This is a genomic window from Pseudomonas flavocrustae (assembly GCF_029872515.1).
Lineage (GTDB): Bacteria > Pseudomonadota > Gammaproteobacteria > Pseudomonadales > Pseudomonadaceae > Chryseomonas > Chryseomonas aestiva.
This window is the reverse complement of sequence record NZ_JAPDIQ010000001.1, coordinates 223,088-241,054: the sequence shown is the minus strand read 5'-3', so window position 1 is coordinate 241,054 and position 17,967 is coordinate 223,088. Positions and strand designations below refer to the sequence as shown.

Below are 17,967 nucleotides of genomic sequence, written 5' to 3'. Positions count from 1 at the left end.
ACAGGACGTGCGGCTTCTTTTGTCCGAAACTGGCGACTACTTATTGCTGGTGAGCAACGATGTAGTCGATAGCTTCCTGGACGGTGGTGATCTTCTCAGCCTGCTCGTCCGGGATTTCGGTCTCGAATTCCTCTTCCAGAGCCATCACCAGTTCGACGGTGTCAAGGGAGTCGGCGCCCAGATCCTCGACGAAGGAAGCGCTGTTGGTAACTTCCTCTTCCTTCACGCCGAGCTGCTCAGCGACGATCTTCTTAACGCGTTCTTCGATGGTGCTCATACCGTGTTCTCACTCCTAAAGGAAAAATCCGCACAACGGATTGCGCGTAAGTGTATAGAAAGGGATTTCCGTATTTCAAGCTGACGCGACATCAAGACGTATGCGCGGCCATTGCTGGTCCGACAGTTTACCAGCTTAGCGCAATAGCCGCGCGGGGGGTAACGTCGGTCAGCTCATGTACATTCCGCCATTCACGGGGATCGTGGCGCCGGTCACATAGGCCGCGCCCTCGCCCGCCAGGAAGCCGACCACCTTGGCGATCTCGTCGGCCTGACCGAGGCGGCCGGCCGGGATCTGGGTCAGCAGCGCGGTGCGCTGGGCTTCGGGCAGCTCACGGGTCATGTCGGTATCGATGAACCCCGGGGCCACGGCATTGACGGTGATGTTGCGCGAACCCACCTCGCGGGCCAGCGCCCGGGTAAAGCCCTCGAGGCCGGCCTTGGCGGCGGCATAGTTAGCCTGACCGGCGTTGCCCATGGCGCCGACCACCGAGCCGATGCTGATGATACGACCCCAGCGACCCTTGGTCATGCCCTTGAGCACGGCCTTGGAGAGACGGAACAGGCTGTTGAGGTTGGTATCGATCACGTCGAACCACTCATCGTCCTTCATCCGCAGCATCAGGTTGTCGCGGGTGATACCGGCGTTGTTGACCAGGATCGACGGCGCGCCGAATTGCGTCTGGACCTGCTCGAGGGCAGCCGCGACGGAGGCGTTGTCGGACACGTTGAGCACCAGACCGGTACCTTCGATGCCATTGGCCTTGAGCGACTCGGCGATGCGCTGGGCACCCGCCTCGCTGGTCGCGGTGCCGATCACGGTGGCGCCGAGCCGACCCAGTTCCAGGGCGATGGCTTGACCGATACCACGCGTGGCGCCCGTGACCAGGGCGACCTTACCTTGCAGACTCATCTCGTTTTCCTCGATTCAAAAAGCCGCGCGCGCGGCGGCGAAGGCGTCGGGGGTGTCCAGGGCCAGTGTTTCCACGCCCTTGACGCATCTCTTGTTCAGACCGGCCAGTACCTTGCCGGGGCCGCACTCCATTAGGTGGGTGACGCCCTGGGCAGCCAGGTACTGCACGGACTCGACCCAGCGCACCGGACTGTACAGCTGGGCCAGCAGATCCTGCTGGAGGCTGGCCAGATCGGTGTTGACGCCGGCATTGACGTTCTGCACCACCGGAATTTCCGGCTGGCTCCAGGTGCAGCCACGCACGTCCTCGGCGAAGCGCTCGGCCGCCGGACGCATCAGGTCGCAGTGAGAGGGCACGCTGACCGGCAGCGCCACGGCGCGCTTGGCACCCAGGGCCTTGCAGGCCTCGATGGCGCGCTCCACCGCAGCGGCGGCACCGGCGATCACCACCTGGCCCGGAGCGTTGAAGTTGACCGCGCTCACCACTTCACCCTGGGCGGCTTCGGCACAGGCGGCCAGCACCTGGGCATCTTCCAGACCCAGGATGGCGGCCATACCGCCCTGCCCGGCGGGGACGGCTTCCTGCATCAGCTCACCGCGGCGCGCCACCAGGCGTACCGCCTCGGCGAACGGCAGGCTGCCCGCGGCGACCAGCGCCGAATATTCGCCCAGGCTGTGACCGGCGACATAGGCCGGCTTGGCGCCGCCTTCGGCCAGCCACAGACGCCACAATGCGATGGAGGCGGCCAGGATGGCGGGCTGGGTGCGGTCGGTCTGGTTGAGCGACTCCTGCGGGCCCTGCTGGGTCAGCGCCCAGAGGTCATAGCCGAGGACAGCGGACGCTTCGGCGAAGGTTTCGCCGATCAGCGCGTGGTGCGTGGCCAGCTCACCCAGCATGCCCAGGGCCTGGGAACCCTGACCGGGAAAGACGAAAGCGAGAGAGGCGGACATAGGCAGGTCTCTTGTAGGTCCATTGCCGGCGAAACCGCGGTTCCGCCACTGACAGACTGAGATGTCGGTGTCGACCGGTCGGTCACACCGCTTTCAGAACCGCCAAGTTTAACCGGATCCGCCCGGGGAGATCAGTCTCCACATCGCGCAGGGCACGCTCGATGGCCTGAACGAGACCAACTTCGCCTGCCGCGCCATGGCTTTTCACCACCACCGCATTCAGGCCGAGAAAGCTCGCGCCATTGCGCAACTCCGGATCCCAGTGGCGGAAACGCCGGGCCAGCCAGGGCTGCAGCAACTGACGCTCGAGCCAGGAAGCCGTGCCGCTGCGCTCGACCAGCAGGCGCAGCAGCGCCTCTCCGGACTTGAGCACGGCATTGCCGGTGAAGCCATCGCAGACAACCACATCCGCCACCGCCGCATAGAGATCGCTGCCCTCGACGAAGCCGATGAAGTCGAAAGCCTGACTCTCGGCGAGGCGCCGTGCGGCGTCCTGGATCACCGGCGTGCCCTTGCCCGGTTCGCGACCGACATTCAGCAGCGCGACCCTTGGCCGCGCCAGGCCCCGGGCCTGGGCCGCACCTGCCCCCAGATAGGCGAATTGCACCAGCTGTTCGGCGGTGGTGTCGAGATTGGCGCCAAGATCCAGCAGCAGCGTCTGATGCCCGCCCTGCCCGGGCAGTGCCGACATCATGGCCGGGCGATCGATGCCCGGCAGCGTCCCGAGCAGCAGGCGCGCAAGCGCCATCCAGGCCCCGGTATTGCCGGCGCTCAGGCAGCCCTGGGCGCGGCCTTGCTGCACCGCTTCGAGCGCAGCGTGCATGGACGTACGGGTGCGACTGCGCACCACACTGGCGGGTCGCTCATCGGGCCCGACGAGGCCATCGACGTATTCGAACTGCAGGCGAGCGGCAAGAGAGGCAGGCGGTGACCAGGCCGACAGGGCGTCGCGCTGACCACAGAGAAGGAGGTGTAAGGCGGGGAAACGCTCGAGAGCGTCGAATGAAGCAGGAACAATGCAGCGGGGACCGAAGTCCCCGCCCATTGCATCGATCGCGATGACGATTTCGATCGAGGATTACTCGTCGGAACCTTTGTCGATCACTTTGCGACCGCGGTAGAAACCGTCGGGCGACACGTGGTGGCGCAGGTGAACTTCACCGGTGCTCTTTTCCACGGATAGAGCGTTCGCTTCGAGGGCGTCGTGCGAACGACGCATGTCGCGAGCGGAACGGGATTTTTTGTTCTGCTGAACAGCCATGATTTAACTCCTAAACGTTTGGGTCACGCTTCAACTGCGCAAGTACACTGAACGGGTTGGGTCGCTTTTCCTCGTCCGCCGGCTCTTCGGGCGCCTCGAAACCTTCCGGATGCTGGCAAGCACCTTCTGGATGCACGGGAATGATCGGCAGCGCGAGCAGCAGCTCTTCTTCGATCAGACTATGCAGATCCAGGGGCTCTTCACCAACCTCCAGGGCATCGTAACCCTGTGGCAAGGCATCGGCCGACTTCCCTTCCCAGAGCACGGCGAAATCGAATTCGCTGCTAATGGGAAGCACTGCCGGCTCCAGACAACGCTGGCAAATCATCTCGACCTTGGTATCCAGGACACCATGGATGACGAATTGCTTTTGTTGATCACGCCCGAAGTCGAGGACGACGGCAACCGCGCCTTCGGACTTCACGAGCTGCTCGCCGACACGCCGCATGTTCGCGAGAGGCAGCTCACCCTTGAGGGTTACGCCGCGATCCGCCAATTTGCGAGGATCGACCTGAGGTGGAATTGGCCCATTCAACATAAGCGCGCCATTATAGGGACGGCCTTACGGCTGTCAAAGGAAATTAACCCCGAAGCGACTCCGACCGACCTTTGGTCGATCTCGCCCGAGAACAAACTGATGCCTCTCATTCTACTCGCTTCCAGCTCGCCTTACCGCCGCCAATTGCTGGAAAGGCTGCAGCTGCCCTTCGCCCACCAGTCGCCGGACATCGACGAGACGCCGCTACCCGGCGAGAGCCCGCGGGCGCTGGTAGAACGCCTGGCCCGCGCCAAGGCCGCCGCCCTGGCCGATCAGCGGGAGCCGACACTTATCATCGGCTCGGATCAGGCGACCGCCATCGACGGCGAGATTCTTGGCAAGCCCCTGACTCATGAACGGGCTCATCAGCAACTGGCCCGGGCCAGCGGTCGCGCCCTGGTGTTCCATACCGGCCTGGCCGTACTGGACAGTCGAACCGGCGAGTGCAGCAGCGAGGTGGTGGATTTCCAGGTGCGCTTTCGCCCGCTGGATGCTGCGACGATCGATCGCTATCTGCGGGCGGAGCAACCCTATGATTGCGCCGGCAGCTTCAAGGCCGAAGGCCTCGGCATCGCCCTGTTCGAAGCCATGCAGGGAGAGGATCCGACCAGTCTGATCGGCCTCCCGCTGATCCGCCTGGCCGCATTGCTGCGCCAGGCAGGAGTGCAGGTGCCCTAGGCCACCTGCAGCTGGCACCAATTAACGCAGCGCCGGACCCTGCCAGCCCATATAGAGCGCCAGACGCTCGGCAACGCTGGCACCCAAGCGCTTGGCGAAGCGATCAAAGGGCGAGTCCTCCTGGGTAAAGTCCACCAGGCGCTCCTCCTTGACCACATCCCGTGCCACGTAGCTGGCACTGCCGAGGCCATCGATCAACCCCAGGGAAAGCGCCTGCTCGCCGGACCACACCAGTCCGGAGAACAACTCGGGATGACCCTCGACCTTGAGTCGATCGCCGCGGCCTTTCTTGACGCTGTCGATGAACTGCTGATGGGTGGTATCCAGCACCTGCTGCCAGAAGCGGGTCTCTTCGGGCTTCTGCGGCTGGAAGGGATCCAGGAAGGCCTTGTGTTCGCCGGAGGTATAGACCCGCCGCTCCACGCCCAGCTTTTCCATGGTGCCGACGAAACCGAAGGAAGCCGCGGTCACGCCGATGGAGCCGACCAGGCTGGCCTTGTCGGCATAGATGGCATCGGCCGCACTGGCCACATAGTAGGCGCCCGAGGCACCCAGGTCGGTGATCACCGCGTACAGCTTGATGTCCGGGTGCAGACCGCGCAGACGCTTGATCTCGTCATAGATGTAGCCGGATTGCACCGGACTGCCGCCTGGGCTGTTTATACGCAGCACCACACCGCGGGTGTTGCTGTCGTCAAAGGCCTTGCGCAGCGCCGTCACGACATTGTCGGCACTGGCCTTCTCGTCGTCGGCGATCACGCCCTTGAGTTCGATGAGCGCGGTATGGGCGCCGGACTCGGTCACCCCGCCCTTCTTGCCCAGGGACAGCAGGGGCGTGAACAGCACCAGCATGACAATCAGATAGGCGAAGGTCAGAAACTTGAAAAAGATGCCCCAGCGCCGCGCTCGCCGTTGCTCGCGCACGCTGGCGAGCATGGTCTTCTCGATCAGGGCCCAGGTCTTGTCGTCCGCCGGACGCGTACGTCCGCTGTCTTCCTTCCACTCGTCAGCCATGCCCGCTATCACTCCTGCACACCACATTGTCACCCAGCCATAGCGCCAGGTCCGCGAAAGCTTCGATCACCAGGCGCGGTCCGAAATCCCTGAGGACCTCGGCCGGCTGGGCACCATAGGCGACCCCGACCGCCGCGACCCCGGCGCGCCGTGCCATTTCCAGGTCGAAGACCGCATCTCCTACCAGGAGGGCCCGCTCCGGCGCCACGCCACAGTGGGCAAGAATCTCCTGCACCATCTGCGGATCGGGCTTGCCGGCGGCCTCGTCGGCGCAGCGGGTGATGTCGAAGAAATCGCTCAGGCCATGCTGCTGCAGCGAACGCGCCAGCCCGCGCCGGCTCTTGCCCGTCGCTACGGCCAGCTGATAACCCTGGGCGCGAAAGCGCTGCAGCCCGCTCAGCACATCGGGAAACAGCGGCGAGGCCGCCTGCTCGCGACGGACGAATTCGGCGCTGTAGGCATCGCGAAAGCCCTCGATCTGCGCCGGGGTCACCAGCTGCGGATAGAGGGTCTGGATCGCCGCGACCAGCTCCAGGCCGATGATGCCCTTGATGGCCACGTCGCTGCGCGGCGGCAACCCCAACTGCTCGGCCGCCACGTGCATGACCTCGACGATCCGGCCGATGGAATCCGCCAGGGTGCCGTCCCAGTCGAAGATCAGCAGCTGGTAGTCAGGCATCCAGACGCTCCAGCGTCTGACTCCAGGTGCTGTCGACCGGCGCTTCCAGGCGCAGCTCACCGCCTTCGGGCAAGGGGATCACCAGACTCGCCGAGTGCAGGAACAGTCGCTTGCCGCCGAGTTCGCGGATCTCCTGGGAAAAGGCTTCGTCGCCGTACTTGGGATCGCCGGCGATGGCGTGCCCCGCATGGCGCGCATGGACTCGGATCTGATGGGTCCGCCCGGTCACCGGCCGCGCCTCGACCAGGGTGGCGAATTCGCCATAGCGCCGCAGCACCCGGAATTCGGTGAGCGCCTCCTTGCCCTCGTCGTTGACCTCGACCATGCGCTCGCCGGACCTGAGGGTGTTCTTCAGCAGCGGCGCGCTGATCTTCTTCTTGGCCGCCGGCCAATGGCCGCGCACCAGGGCGTGATAGCGCTTGTCCACGCCGTCGCCGCGCAAGGCTTCGTGCAGGAAGCGCAGCATGCTGCGCTTCTTGGCGATCATCAGCAGGCCCGAGGTATCCCGATCGAGACGATGGACCAGCTCGATGTCGCGGGCGTCGGGACGCAGCTGGCGAAAGACCTCGATGACCCCGCCGGACAGGCCACTGCCGCCGTGCACGGCGATGCCGGCCGGCTTGTTGATGACGATGAGGGTCTTGTCCTCGTGGACGATGGAGTCTTCCAGGCGCTCGAGCAGTCCCTTGGCCAGGGGTGCTGGCTCGTCGGGCTCGGACAGGCGCAGTGGCGGTACGCGGATCTGGTCGCCGGCCTGCAGACGATAGTCGGGCTTGATGCGCCCCTTGTTCACCCGTACTTCGCCCTTGCGCAGGATGCGATAGATGAGGGTCTTGGGCGCGCCCTTGAGCTGGGTACGCAGGAAGTTGTCGATACGCTGGCCGGCATAGTCGGCGGGCACATCGAGCAGTTGAACGCCGGTGCTGGGAGAAGGAGGCTTAGTCATCGACAGATGATAGCAATTTTCCCTTATTTGAAGCACTTAAAGCTTGCTGCTATAGTCCGGAGGCGGTTATCAGTCCTGTCTGGATGGCACCGCTCGCGAGGCCGTAGATTCCGCCCGCGAATAATAGGCTGCAAATGCAATAGTCACTGGACGTCTGGCCGTCCAGCAGACCGCCGACTCTGCCCAAGGGGGTGAGTGGCGAGCTGCGATCCGCCTGGTAACCAAGGCAGCGGCACCCAGGGTGTCAGCTGTAAAACGACAACCGCTCCGGACCTTGCGGGCGGCACCAGATTCCTGAAGATTGTGTGCAGGATGGAGATGCACAACCAGCGTATCGCGTAGCCTGACAGTACGCCTGCAGCCCGCTTCGCGCCCAGCTTCGGCCAAGGTGACGATCGCAGGTGGAAGCCTCAAGGCCAACGGCCGATGCTCCAACCGCGACACCTGACACGAATCCCGCGACGACCCGGCTGCCTGAGCCTTTCGGCTGTCACGCCCGCACCATGCCTGGTTGATTCCTCCTCTTGTGGAGCTGCAACGGCAGTCGCTCAAGCGCCTGCAGGAGACGTAGTCGCGGCACGCCCCCGGGCCTGCTGCTGGACACGAAGGCCGGCTTGGACCGGCTTCGATACGACCCCGTGCACCCTTCTCCTGAATCCTGTTGCCACCACGTGGGCCGAGAGCCTGGAACGTAGTGGTATTACATGAAAAGAATGCTCATCAACGCGACCCAGCCCGAGGAATTGCGGGTTGCCCTGGTCGACGGTCAACGTCTGTTCGATCTGGACATCGAGTCCGGAGCCCGCGAACAGAAAAAGGCCAACATCTACAAAGGCCGCATCACCCGCATCGAGCCCAGCCTGGAAGCCGCCTTCGTCGACTTCGGCGCCGACCGCCACGGCTTCCTCCCGCTGAAGGAAATCTCCCGGGAATACTTCAAGAAGAACCCGGAAGGCCGCGTCAACATCAAGGAAGTGCTCTCCGAAGGCCAGGAAGTAGTCGTCCAGGTCGAAAAGGAAGAGCGCGGCAACAAGGGCGCCGCCCTGACCACCTTCATCAGCCTCGCCGGTCGCTACCTGGTGCTGATGCCCAACAATCCCCGCGCGGGCGGCATCTCCCGTCGCATCGAGGGTGAAGAGCGCAACGAACTGCGCGAAGCCCTGAACGGCCTGAACGCCCCGGGCGACATGGGTCTGATCGTGCGCACCGCCGGTCTCGGTCGCAGCACCGAAGAACTGCAGTGGGACCTCGACTACCTGCTGCAACTCTGGTCCGCCATCAACGAAGCCTCGGGCGAGCGCAAGGGTCCCTTCCTGATCTATCAGGAAAGCAACGTCATCATTCGCGCCATCCGCGACTACCTGCGCCAGGACATCGGCGAGGTGCTGGTCGACAGCGTCGAAGCCCAGGAAGAAGCCCTGAGCTTCATCCGCCAGGTGATGCCGCAGTACGCCAGCAAGATCAAGCTGTACCAGGACAGCGTCCCGCTGTTCAATCGCTTCCAGATCGAAAGCCAGATCGAGACCGCCTTCCAGCGTGAAGTGAAGCTGCCCTCGGGCGGCTCCATCGTCATCGACCCCACCGAAGCCCTGGTGTCCATCGACATCAACTCGGCGCGCGCCACCAAGGGCGGCGACATCGAAGAAACCGCCCTGCAGACCAACCTGGAAGCGGCTGAGGAAATCGCCCGCCAGCTGCGCCTGCGCGACATCGGCGGCCTGATCGTCATCGACTTCATCGACATGACCCCGGTCAAGAACCAGCGCGCCGTGGAAGATCGTGTCCGCGAAGCCCTGGAAGCCGACCGCGCCCGCGTGCAGATCGGTCGCATCTCCCGCTTCGGCCTACTGGAAATGTCCCGCCAGCGCCTGCGCCCTTCCCTGCGCGAAACCAGCGGCATCGTCTGCCCCCGCTGCAACGGCCAGGGCATCATCCGCGACGTGGAATCCCTGTCGCTGGCCATCCTGCGCCTGATCGAGGAAGAAGCCCTCAAGGATCGCACCGCCGAGGTTCGTGCCCACGTACCCATCCAGGTCGCGTCCTTCCTGCTCAACGAGAAGCGCAACAGCATCACCAAGATCGAGCTGCGCACCCGCGTGCGCATCATCATCCTGCCGGACGATCACATCGAGACCCCGCACTTCGAAGTGCAGCGTCTGCGTGACGACAATCCCGAGCTGCTGAACAGCCAGTCCAGCTACGAGATGGCCAACACCGAAGCCGAAGAGGTGCAGCCGGTCAGCTCCACCCGCACCCTGGTGCGCCAGGAAGCGGCGGTGAAGGTTGCGCCCGAGCGCGCACCGGCCCCCACCCCGGTCACGGCCGAAGTCGTGGCGTCCGTCGCCCCTGCAGCCAAGGCCACCGCCGAGCCCAATCTGTTCAAGGGCCTGGTCAAGTCCCTGGTCAGCCTGTTCGCCGGCAAGACCGAAGAGCAGCCCATGGCCGACAAGGCCGTTGCCGCGCCGGTCGCCGCCAAGAGCAGCGACGAGCAGCGCAGCCAGGATGAGCGCCGCAACGGCCGTCAGCAGAATCGCCGCCGCGAAGGTCGTCGTGACGACGAGCGCAAGCCGCGCGAAGAGCGTCAGCCCCGCGCCGATCGTGGCGAGCGCAGCGAGCGCCCGGCCCGTGAAGAGCGCAAGCCGCGGGAAGAGCGTCAGCCCCGCGAGGAGCGTCAGGCCCGTGAAGACCGCCCGGCTCGCGAAGAGCGTCAGCCCCGCGAAGAGCGCGCCACTCGCGAAGAGCGTCAACCGCGTGAAGAACGCCAGCCGCGCGAAGACCGCCCGGCTCGCGAAGAGCGTCAGCCCCGTGAGGAGCGCGCCTCTCGCGAAGAGCGTCAGCCGCGTGAAGAGCGTCAACCCCGTGAAGAGCGCCAGCCGCGCGAAGAGCGCGTGAGTGCCGAAGAGCGTCCGGCTCGCGAAGAGCGCCAGCCGCGTGAGGAGCGTCAGCCTCGCGAGGAACGCAAGCCACGTGAAGAGCGTCAGCCCCGCGAGGAGCGCAAGGCTCGCGAAGAGCGTCAGGAAGCGGCCAGTGCCGAAGAGCTGAACGAAGAAGAAGTCCTGGAAGGCAATGACGAGCTGGAAGAAGGCGAAGAGCGTCCGCGTCGCCGTTCCCGCGGTCAGCGTCGCCGCAGCAACCGTCGTGAGCGTCAGCGCGATGCCAATGGCAACTTCATCGAAGACGAAGAGCCGGGTACCGATGCCCCTGTAGCGCCCGCCGCCATAGCTCTGGGCACCGCTGTCGTGGTGAGCGAGAGCGTGACTGCCGTCGCCACCCAGGAAGCGGCTCGTGAGGCTCATCAGCAGGAGCCAGTGGCTGCTGCCGACACCCCTGTCGCTGAAGTCACCCGGGAAACCGCGGTGGAGCAGCCTGCCGCCGAAGCGCCGGCCCAGCCGGAGATCCTCACGCCCGACGTGAGCCAGCTGCAGGACGAGCGTGCGCCGCACCAGGAAGTGGAAATTGCCGCACCTGCCGCCGAGCAGATCGCCCCGGTCGCGACCCCTGCCGCCATTCCTACCGCACCGGTCGAAGCTGAAACCGCAGAGTCGGCCGCAGGCCGCGCCTCCAACGACCCGCGCGAGCGTCGTCGCCGTGAGCGCATGGCTCGTGAAGCTGAAGCCGCTCGCGCCAGCCAGCCCGAGCAGCAGGCCGAGGCACCCGCGCTGGGCGCCATAGCCGAAACCGAGGAAACCTTCGCTACCGCAGCGGTAGGCACCGTGGAGCCGCAGCAGGCGCCCGAGGTCCAGCCCGCCCAGGCGACCGAGGAGCTGCCCGCAGCCGAGGCCGAGTCGGCACCGATCGTGATGGAAGAGCCCGTCGAGGTCGTACCCAGCCCTGCCCAGGAAGAAGCGGCCAGTGTCGCCCTGACCGGTCAGGACAGTGTCACTGACGAAGCGCCCAAGGCCGATGCCGTGAAAGAGGACGAGGCCACTCAGGCCGAACTCGATCGCAAGCTCAAGGACTCCCGGGAAAATCATCCCGGCTGATCTCAGCCACCCATGAAAAGGGGCGCCTAGGCGCCTCTTTTTTTATGCCTGGAATCCGTACAGGCGCCGGTACGCGCTCGACGCCACCCTGGACATGCCATAGCAGCCTCGCGAAGGCGAGCACTTAGCCAGCAGCAGGGGAAGATGACCTTCGTGCCAAACCCCACGGTGGGACTGCCTCAACCCGCCTACGGTGCCCTGCATACTGTGTAAGTTGGCACTGAGCGCGGCGAAGCCCAACGCTGGCGCGATAGCAGGACTGTTGGGCTTCGGCGATGGAGCCGCCTCAACCCAACCTACGGTGCTCCGACATAGCCGGTAGGTTGGCGCTGAGTGCGGCGAAGCCCATCGCTGGGAGGAATGGCCGGACTGTTGGGCTTCGGCGGTGGAGCTGCCTCAGCCCAACCTACCATGCCTCAGCATACCGGGTAGGCTGGCATTGAGCGCAGCGAAGCCCAACGCCGGGCGAGATAGCCTGTCTGCCGAAGGCTCCAGCGCCCATGCGGGAAAAATCCTGGGCATAAAAAAACCCAGCCATTGGCTGGGTTTTTCGAGCGTATCCCGAAGGATTAACGCTTGGAGTACTGCGGACGCTTACGCGCTTTGCGCAGACCGACTTTCTTACGTTCGACTTCACGGGCGTCACGAGTGACGTAACCGGCTTTGCGCAGGGAGCTGCGGTAGCCTTCGTCGTACTCGATCAGAGCGCGGGTAATGCCGTGACGGATAGCACCGGCCTGACCGCTCACACCACCGCCAGCGACGGTAACGTAGATGTCGAACTTCTCCAGGGTCTCGGTCAGCTCTAGGGGCTGACGCACGACCATGCGCGCGGTTTCGCGGCCGAAGAAGGTGTCCAGAGCGCGATCGTTGATGGAGATCTTGCCAGTGCCCGGACGGAGGAAGACACGAGCGGTGGCAGTCTTACGACGGCCGGTACCGTAATTTTGAGTTGCCGACATGTTGTACTATCCCGATTAAAACTTGAGTTCTTGGGGCTGCTGAGCGGTGTGCGGATGGTTCGCACCCTTGTACACCTTGAGCTTGCGATACATGTCGCGGCCCAGCGGGTTCTTCGGCAGCATACCCTTGACGGCGGTCTCGATGACGCGCTCGGGAGCACGGGCGATCAGCTTTTCGAAGTTGATCGACTTGATGCCACCCGGGAAACCGGAGTGATGGTAGTACATCTTGTCGGTAGTCTTGGCACCGGTCACACGAACCTGCTCGGCGTTGATGACGACGATGTAGTCGCCGGTGTCAACGTGAGGGGTGTATTCGGGCTTGTGCTTGCCACGCAGGCGAGTGGCAATTTCAGTAGCCAGACGACCCAGAGTCTGGCCAGCAGCGTCGACGACGTACCAGTCGCGCTTAACGGTTTCCGGTTTTGCGGTGAAAGTTTTCATTCTCTATGGCCTCAGAGGCCGCCCTGGTAAAAAGACGGCAAATTCTACACAACAGTGCAACCCCAGACAAGTCGGGGGCAGCCGGAAACAGACGCTCTTCGGGGGCTCGGGTCGGCGTCCGCTACGGCGATCTCGGCAGGCTTAGGCATCCCCCGCCAAGAAAGCTGCGGCATGATACCCGCTCAGGGTAAAAAAGCAAGCAGAGAATCAGAAGGGAAATAGCGCCTGGGTAGCCGCCGAACCCTGACGGCGTGAGGCCAGGTGGTCTGCCAGTCGCGTGGGTTCCGGCAGGCGGTGACGCCTTACGCAGGCCATGACCAGCGCGGGTGCAGTGGCCAGACCGACCCGGTGCCCGGGCGACACGATCAGCGGCCTGACCCGATCCTTGCTGCGCAGCACCGTACCTATCACCCCACCCTCGCGATCCAGCAAGTCGACCTGGCTGCCGCGCGTCTCGGCGAGTTCGCCGTGGTGGCCGGTAAGGATTTTCTTGGCCACACCGATCGTCGGCAGACCGGTGACCACACCCAGATGAGCGGCGATGCCCAGCCGGCGCGGGTGGGCGATGCCGTGGCCATCGCAGAACACCAGATCGGGAGTCTCCGGCAATTCCGCCAGCGCCTGGAGCAGTGCAGGGAGTTCCCGAAAGGACAGCAGTCCCGGGACATAGGGCATCACCGTGGGGATGCGCGCGACGGCATGGGCCAGCGGCTGGAGGGTCTCGGCATCCAGCAGGACGGCCACCGCACGGGTGATCTCGCCGCCCTCTTCGAAACCTACATCGACACCGGCGTAACGCCGCGGCGAGCCGAAGTCGTCGTGCAGCAGGACCTGCCTGGCGAGTTGCCTTTGCAGGATGCGCGCCTGAGTGGGCGAGCCATCCCAATCGGCGAAGGGATCGGAATTCACGCGTACCTCCCGAAAACCTGGGTCAAGGGGTTGATCCCTCAACCCAGGCAGGGTTCACGGCTTGTGCGGACGCGCCAGGTATTCGTGGGACTGCATTTCCAGCAGGCGACTGAGGGTGCGCTGGAATTCGAACTCCAGGCGGCCACCGGAATAGAGGTCCTTGAGCTCGACCTCGGCAGACAGGATCAGCTTGACCTGGCGATCGTAGAACTCATCGACCAAGTTGATGAAGCGTCGTGCCATGTCGTCCTTGAGCGCATCCATCTGCTCGACATTGCTGACCAGCACCGTCTGGAAGATCTTGCCCAGCTCGATGTAGTCGTTCTGGCTGCGCGGACCGTCGCAAAGGGCGCGGAAATCAAACCAGGCGACGTCTTCGCAGGTGCGGCGAGCGCGGATCTCGCGATTCTCGATCATCAGCGGCACGTCTTCGCAGAGGTCGTTGCACTCGACGGTGAGCGAACGGAAGCTCTTGGCCATCGCCGCCTCGACGGCTTCGCTCAGCGGATAGTGAAACAGCTGGGCCTGCTCCAGGGCGCGCAGGCGATAGTCCACGCCGCTGTCGACGTTGACGATCTCGGTATGTTCCTTGAGCAGCGCGATGGCCGGCAGGAAGCGCGCGCGCTGCAGGCCGTCCTTGTAGAGGCCGTCGGGTACGATGTTCGAGGTGGCGACCAGACTTACACCGTTCTTGAACAGCTCTTCGAGCAGGGTCGCCAGGATCATGGCGTCGGTGATGTCGGAAACGAAGAATTCGTCGAAGCAGATCACCCGCGCCTCGTCGGCGAAGCGCCGGGCGATGATGGTCAGGGGATTCTTCTCGCCCTTGAGGGTGCGCAGCTCTTCATGCACGCGCTTCATGAAGCGGTGGAAGTGGGTGCGCATCTTCTGCTTGAACGGCAGGGCGTCATAGAAGGTATCGACCAGGTAGGTCTTGCCACGCCCTACCCCACCCCAGAAATACAGCCCCTTGACCGGCGTGACCGTCTTGCGCCCGAGCAGCTTGCCGAACAGGCCACCCTTGGACGCGGGCTCGACGAGCAATTCGTCATAGAGGCGCTGCAGATGGCGGACGGCCTCTTCCTGGGCAGCATCGTAGAAAAACTCCGGGCGCTTGAGGTCGGCCTGGTAACGCTCGAGGGGGGTCATGGCGGCTTCTGGTCGGGTGGGAAAAAAGGGGGGTCACTGTAATGGCGGTCCCTGGCGTTGACAACGCCGGGGACCACGGGTGCCCTTTAGGACTCGGCCAGTTGTGCGAGGGCGGCCCGAGTGCGCTCGATCAGGGCATCGCGCGCGGCGGGGGAATCGCTGGCGACGCCCTCAGCCATCACCTGATCGTCCAGCAGCAGCTGGAAGCCGTTGCCCTCGCCTGCCACGACACTGGCCGGCGTCGCGACCAGCTGCTTGCTGGTGATGCCGGCGGTCTTGGCTTCGGCGAAGGGGATCGACAGCGCCAATTCAGTGCCGTCGGCGTCGAGCAGGCGGAACCGGAAGCTATCGCCTTCACGGAAGCTGACGAAGCGGGCGGTCTTGCTGGCCTTCTTCTTGGTGCTGCCGGCAGCGACCTGGGTCTTGAGCGAGCGCAGGCCCACGGCTTCGCGCAGTTCGCCGAGGAAGGGCGTGGCATCGCGGCGGGCCTTGGCGGCGCCAGCCAGCAGGATGTCTTCCAGATCGTCGGGACGGGCGATCAGCGCCGCATAGCGCTCGCGGGCTTCGCCCAGCTCGGCATCCAGTACCTCGAACAGCTGACCTTTGGCTTCGCCCCAGGCCAGGCCATCCTGCAGGGCCGCGCGGAAGGCCGCGCTCTGCTCGGGGGTAGCGAAGGCCTGGTAGAGGGCGAAGAGATGGGCGCTGTCAGGATCCTTGGGCTCGCCGGGCAGGCGCGAGTCGGTGACGATCCGGGCGATGGCGTCCTTGAGCTGCTTGGCGCTGCCGAACAGCGGGATGGTGTTGTCGTAGCTCTTCGACATCTTGCGGCCATCGAGACCGGGCAAGGTGGAGACGCTTTCCTCGATGACCGCCTCGGGCAGGGCGAAATAGTCGCGCCCGTTGCCGAACAGGTGATTGAAGCGCTGACCGATGTCGCGGGCCATCTCCACGTGCTGGATCTGGTCACGCCCGACCGGCACGCGCAGGGCATTGAAAATGAGGATGTCCGCGGCCATCAGCACCGGGTAGCTGTAGAGGCCCATGGTCACGCCCGCGTCGGGGTCTTCGCCCTGTTCCAGGTTGCGGTCGACCGCGGCCTTGTAGGCATGGGCGCGATTGAGCAGGCCTTTGCCGGCGACGCAGGTGAGCAGCCAGGTCAGTTCGGGGATCTCCGGGATGTCGGACTGGCGATAGAAGGTCACCCGCTCCGGATCCAGGCCGCTGGCCAGCCAGGTGGCGGCGATCTCCAGGCGCGAACGCTGGATGCGCGCGGGGTCGTCGCACTTGATCAGGGCATGGTAGTCGGCGAGGAAATAGAAGGAGTCGGCATCGGCGGCCAGACTGGCGCGGATGGCGGGACGGATGGCCCCGGCGTAGTTGCCCAGGTGCGGGGTGCCGGTGGTGGTGATGCCAGTGAGAATGCGAGTGGTCATGGAGGCGCTGGGAATCCGAGAGACTAACGAGGGTCAGGCCTGCAGGCGCGGCAGGACCAGATCTTTGAGTTCGACGAGTTTGCCATGGAAGAAATGACTGCACTCGGCGACGCGAAGCAATTCGTGCGGCTGTTCGAGCGCGGCGGACCAGGCGTAGACCCGCTCGGGGGTCACCACCTCGTCGGCTTCGGGCTGGATCACCGTGAGGCGCGCCCGCTGTGGCAGGCGACCGTCGACCGCGAAACGCTCCACCGGCGGCGCCAGCATGAACAGCCGTTCCACCGCCACGCCTTCGCCTTCCAGGCGGCCGCCCAGGCAGGCGGCGACACAGGAACCGAAGGAGAAACCGCAGAGGGTCAGCGGCAGGTCGGGGTGGCGGTCGCGCAACCAGGCCACAGCGGCCGCGGCATCGTCGATCTCGCCTTCACCGCCGGCATGCACGCCGGTGCTGGCGCCGACGCCACGAAAGTTGAATCTGAGGGTCGCCTGGCCGGCGTCCCGGGCGATGCGCTGCAGGGTGGCGACCACCTTGTTCTGCATGGCGCCGCCATGGAGCGGATGGGGATGACAGAGCAGGACCGCGCCGGTGGCGGCATCCGGGCTCTGGTACAGCGCTTCCAGAGTGCCGGCGGGGCCCTCCAGCAGCAGGGTTTGTTCACGGGCTGACACGCTTGACTCCGTGATCCCGGACGAACAGTGCTCATCCAAGGAGTTGATTTTGATAGGGTCGATCCTGCGCGATGCCTGACTGCGGGGTATGATGACGCCCAGCGAATGGCAGATGACGCAACCCAGTGTACAGGCTCGCCGGTCTGCCGTTACCGTAAAGCAAAGCCGCTCATAGAGGAAGTTTCGTGGAACAGTCGCTCACTACCTGGTTGTTGCCCCTGATCGCGCTGCTGATCGGGGTCGGGATAGGTTTTCTGCTGGCGCGCCTGGTGCCGGGTGCCGCGCCGAGCCGCGTGCAGCGCCAGCTGGATGACCTGCAGAAGAAGTTCGACGACTACCAGCACGAGGTCACCAGCCACTTCAGCACCACCGCCGGCCTGGTGCGCAAGCTCACCCAGACCTACCAGGACATGCAGTCGCACCTGTCCGAAGGCGCCGAGCGTCTGGCCCAGGACGAGCTGACCCGTCAGCACCTGCTGGCCTCGCTGCACAGCGCCGAGCAGCGTTACCCCTCCAGTCGCGAGCGCATCGACGGTCCGACCGAAGCGCCGCGGGACTATGCGCCCAAGGGTGACGGCACCCCGGGCACCCTCGACGAAACCTACGGCGTGAAAAGCCGCGGTTGATCGCCAAGGCCGGGGACTCCCCGGCCTTCTGCTTTCCGGCGCCTGCCCTCTTCACTCGGGGCGCGACGCCCGGCCCTTTTCCGGCCCGTCATGGCATAATCTGCGGTTGCAGTCTTTCGCAGGAGAACGCCATGCCCGCAGCGGCCAGTGGCCTGAGCCTCTACGGCATCAAGGCCTGTGACACCATGAAGAAGGCCCGCCAATGGCTTGATGAGCATGGCCAGGCCTATCACTTCCATGACTACAAGCAGAGCGGCATCGACCGCGAACGGCTGGCGGCCTGGTGCGCGGAACATGGCTGGGACAAGGTGCTCAATCGCGCCGGCACCACCTTCCGCAAGCTCGACGACGCCCAGAAGGCCGACCTCGATACCGCCAGGGCCATCGACCTGATGCTGGCGCAGCCTTCGATGATCAAGCGACCCGTGCTCGATCTCGGCGACCGTACCCTGCTGGGCTTCAAGCCCGAGCTCTATGCCGCGGCCCTGAACTGACTCCGCGGCCACCGCCCCCACTACCGCACATCTCGCACCGAC

General features: G+C 64.7%; 19 protein-coding genes. 4 read left to right on the top strand and 15 right to left on the bottom strand.

Annotated features, from left to right (window positions below; translation table 11 throughout):
- Window positions 1–40: 40 nt before the first annotated feature.
- The 6 genes from acpP to OMP44_RS01085 all read right to left on the bottom strand — a co-directional run bounded on the left by acpP (window position 41) and on the right by OMP44_RS01085 (window position 3,939).
- On the bottom strand, window positions 41–277 hold the full coding sequence (acpP, locus tag OMP44_RS01110; protein ID WP_007160597.1) for an acyl carrier protein: 237 nt from the start codon (window positions 275–277) through the stop codon (window positions 41–43).
- 168 nt (window positions 278–445) lie between these two features.
- Window positions 446–1,189 (bottom strand): 3-oxoacyl-ACP reductase FabG, encoded by a 744-nt coding sequence (gene fabG, locus OMP44_RS01105; RefSeq protein ID WP_133862682.1) that lies wholly within the window; start codon window positions 1,187–1,189, stop codon window positions 446–448.
- A gap of 15 nt (window positions 1,190–1,204) precedes the next feature.
- Window positions 1,205–2,140, bottom strand: a complete 936-nt coding sequence (gene fabD / locus OMP44_RS01100) for an ACP S-malonyltransferase (RefSeq protein WP_187980024.1) — start codon at window positions 2,138–2,140, stop codon at window positions 1,205–1,207.
- An 82-nt stretch (window positions 2,141–2,222) separates the two neighbouring features.
- Entirely contained in the window at window positions 2,223–3,212 is a 990-nt protein-coding gene (gene plsX / locus OMP44_RS01095; RefSeq protein ID WP_405046484.1) for a phosphate acyltransferase PlsX, read from the bottom strand.
- Window positions 3,213–3,218: 6 nt separating this feature from the next.
- Window positions 3,219–3,401: a 50S ribosomal protein L32 gene (gene rpmF, locus OMP44_RS01090; protein ID WP_007160601.1), complete on the bottom strand. Its 183-nt coding sequence runs from the start codon at window positions 3,399–3,401 to the stop codon at window positions 3,219–3,221.
- Between the two features lie 10 nt (window positions 3,402–3,411).
- Window positions 3,412–3,939, bottom strand: coding sequence for a YceD family protein (locus tag OMP44_RS01085; protein WP_133862679.1), 528 nt, complete (start codon window positions 3,937–3,939; stop codon window positions 3,412–3,414).
- A 99-nt stretch (window positions 3,940–4,038) separates the two neighbouring features.
- Between OMP44_RS01085 and OMP44_RS01080 the strand changes: the two genes are divergently transcribed.
- The gene (locus OMP44_RS01080) at window positions 4,039–4,617 is read left to right on the top strand and encodes a Maf family protein (protein WP_280306008.1); all 579 of its coding nucleotides are present in this window, start codon (window positions 4,039–4,041) and stop codon (window positions 4,615–4,617) included.
- A 21-nt stretch (window positions 4,618–4,638) separates the two neighbouring features.
- Here the strand turns inward: OMP44_RS01080 and sppA are convergent, their stop codons facing one another.
- Genes sppA through rluC form a run of 3 tightly spaced genes read right to left on the bottom strand, consistent with a single transcriptional unit; the run spans window position 4,639 to window position 7,256 of the window.
- A complete protein-coding gene (gene sppA, locus OMP44_RS01075) occupies window positions 4,639–5,631 on the bottom strand; it encodes a signal peptide peptidase SppA (protein WP_280306006.1) in 993 nt (330 codons plus the stop codon).
- Window positions 5,624–6,310, bottom strand: coding sequence for an HAD-IA family hydrolase (locus OMP44_RS01070; protein ID WP_133862676.1), 687 nt, complete (start codon window positions 6,308–6,310; stop codon window positions 5,624–5,626). The genes sppA and OMP44_RS01070 overlap by 8 nt, the downstream gene beginning before the upstream one ends.
- The gene (gene rluC, locus OMP44_RS01065; protein ID WP_133862675.1) at window positions 6,303–7,256 is read right to left on the bottom strand and encodes a 23S rRNA pseudouridine(955/2504/2580) synthase RluC; all 954 of its coding nucleotides are present in this window, start codon (window positions 7,254–7,256) and stop codon (window positions 6,303–6,305) included. Before rluC ends, OMP44_RS01070 begins: the two co-directional genes overlap by 8 nt.
- Before the next feature lie 704 nt (window positions 7,257–7,960).
- Between rluC and rne the strand changes: the two genes are divergently transcribed.
- A complete protein-coding gene (gene rne, locus OMP44_RS01060; protein WP_280306004.1) occupies window positions 7,961–11,239 on the top strand; it encodes a ribonuclease E in 3,279 nt (1,092 codons plus the stop codon).
- 569 nt (window positions 11,240–11,808) lie between these two features.
- Here the strand turns inward: rne and rpsI are convergent.
- The 6 genes from rpsI to OMP44_RS01030 all read right to left on the bottom strand — a co-directional run bounded on the left by rpsI (window position 11,809) and on the right by OMP44_RS01030 (window position 16,805).
- On the bottom strand, window positions 11,809–12,201 hold the full coding sequence (rpsI, locus tag OMP44_RS01055; protein ID WP_017640910.1) for a 30S ribosomal protein S9: 393 nt from the start codon (window positions 12,199–12,201) through the stop codon (window positions 11,809–11,811).
- Between the two features lie 15 nt (window positions 12,202–12,216).
- Complete coding sequence (rplM, locus tag OMP44_RS01050; protein ID WP_007160609.1) at window positions 12,217–12,645, bottom strand: 50S ribosomal protein L13; 429 nt, start codon at window positions 12,643–12,645, stop codon at window positions 12,217–12,219.
- A 207-nt stretch (window positions 12,646–12,852) separates the two neighbouring features.
- Window positions 12,853–13,554, bottom strand: coding sequence for a deoxyribonuclease V (gene nfi / locus OMP44_RS01045; protein WP_273861363.1), 702 nt, complete (start codon window positions 13,552–13,554; stop codon window positions 12,853–12,855).
- A gap of 54 nt (window positions 13,555–13,608) precedes the next feature.
- Window positions 13,609–14,703, bottom strand: coding sequence for a cell division protein ZapE (zapE, locus tag OMP44_RS01040; protein ID WP_133862673.1), 1,095 nt, complete (start codon window positions 14,701–14,703; stop codon window positions 13,609–13,611).
- An 86-nt stretch (window positions 14,704–14,789) separates the two neighbouring features.
- Window positions 14,790–16,136 (bottom strand): tryptophan--tRNA ligase, encoded by a 1,347-nt coding sequence (locus OMP44_RS01035; protein WP_280306000.1) that lies wholly within the window; start codon window positions 16,134–16,136, stop codon window positions 14,790–14,792.
- 33 nt (window positions 16,137–16,169) lie between these two features.
- Entirely contained in the window at window positions 16,170–16,805 is a 636-nt protein-coding gene (locus OMP44_RS01030) for an alpha/beta hydrolase (RefSeq protein ID WP_280305999.1), read from the bottom strand.
- 185 nt (window positions 16,806–16,990) lie between these two features.
- On the opposite strand from OMP44_RS01030, the gene OMP44_RS01025 reads away from it, so the two are divergent.
- Window positions 16,991–17,431, top strand: a complete 441-nt coding sequence (locus OMP44_RS01025) for a Z-ring associated ZapG family protein (protein WP_064307427.1) — start codon at window positions 16,991–16,993, stop codon at window positions 17,429–17,431.
- A 131-nt stretch (window positions 17,432–17,562) separates the two neighbouring features.
- On the top strand, window positions 17,563–17,925 hold the full coding sequence (locus OMP44_RS01020; protein ID WP_133862670.1) for an ArsC family reductase: 363 nt from the start codon (window positions 17,563–17,565) through the stop codon (window positions 17,923–17,925).
- Window positions 17,926–17,967: the final 42 nt, after the last annotated feature.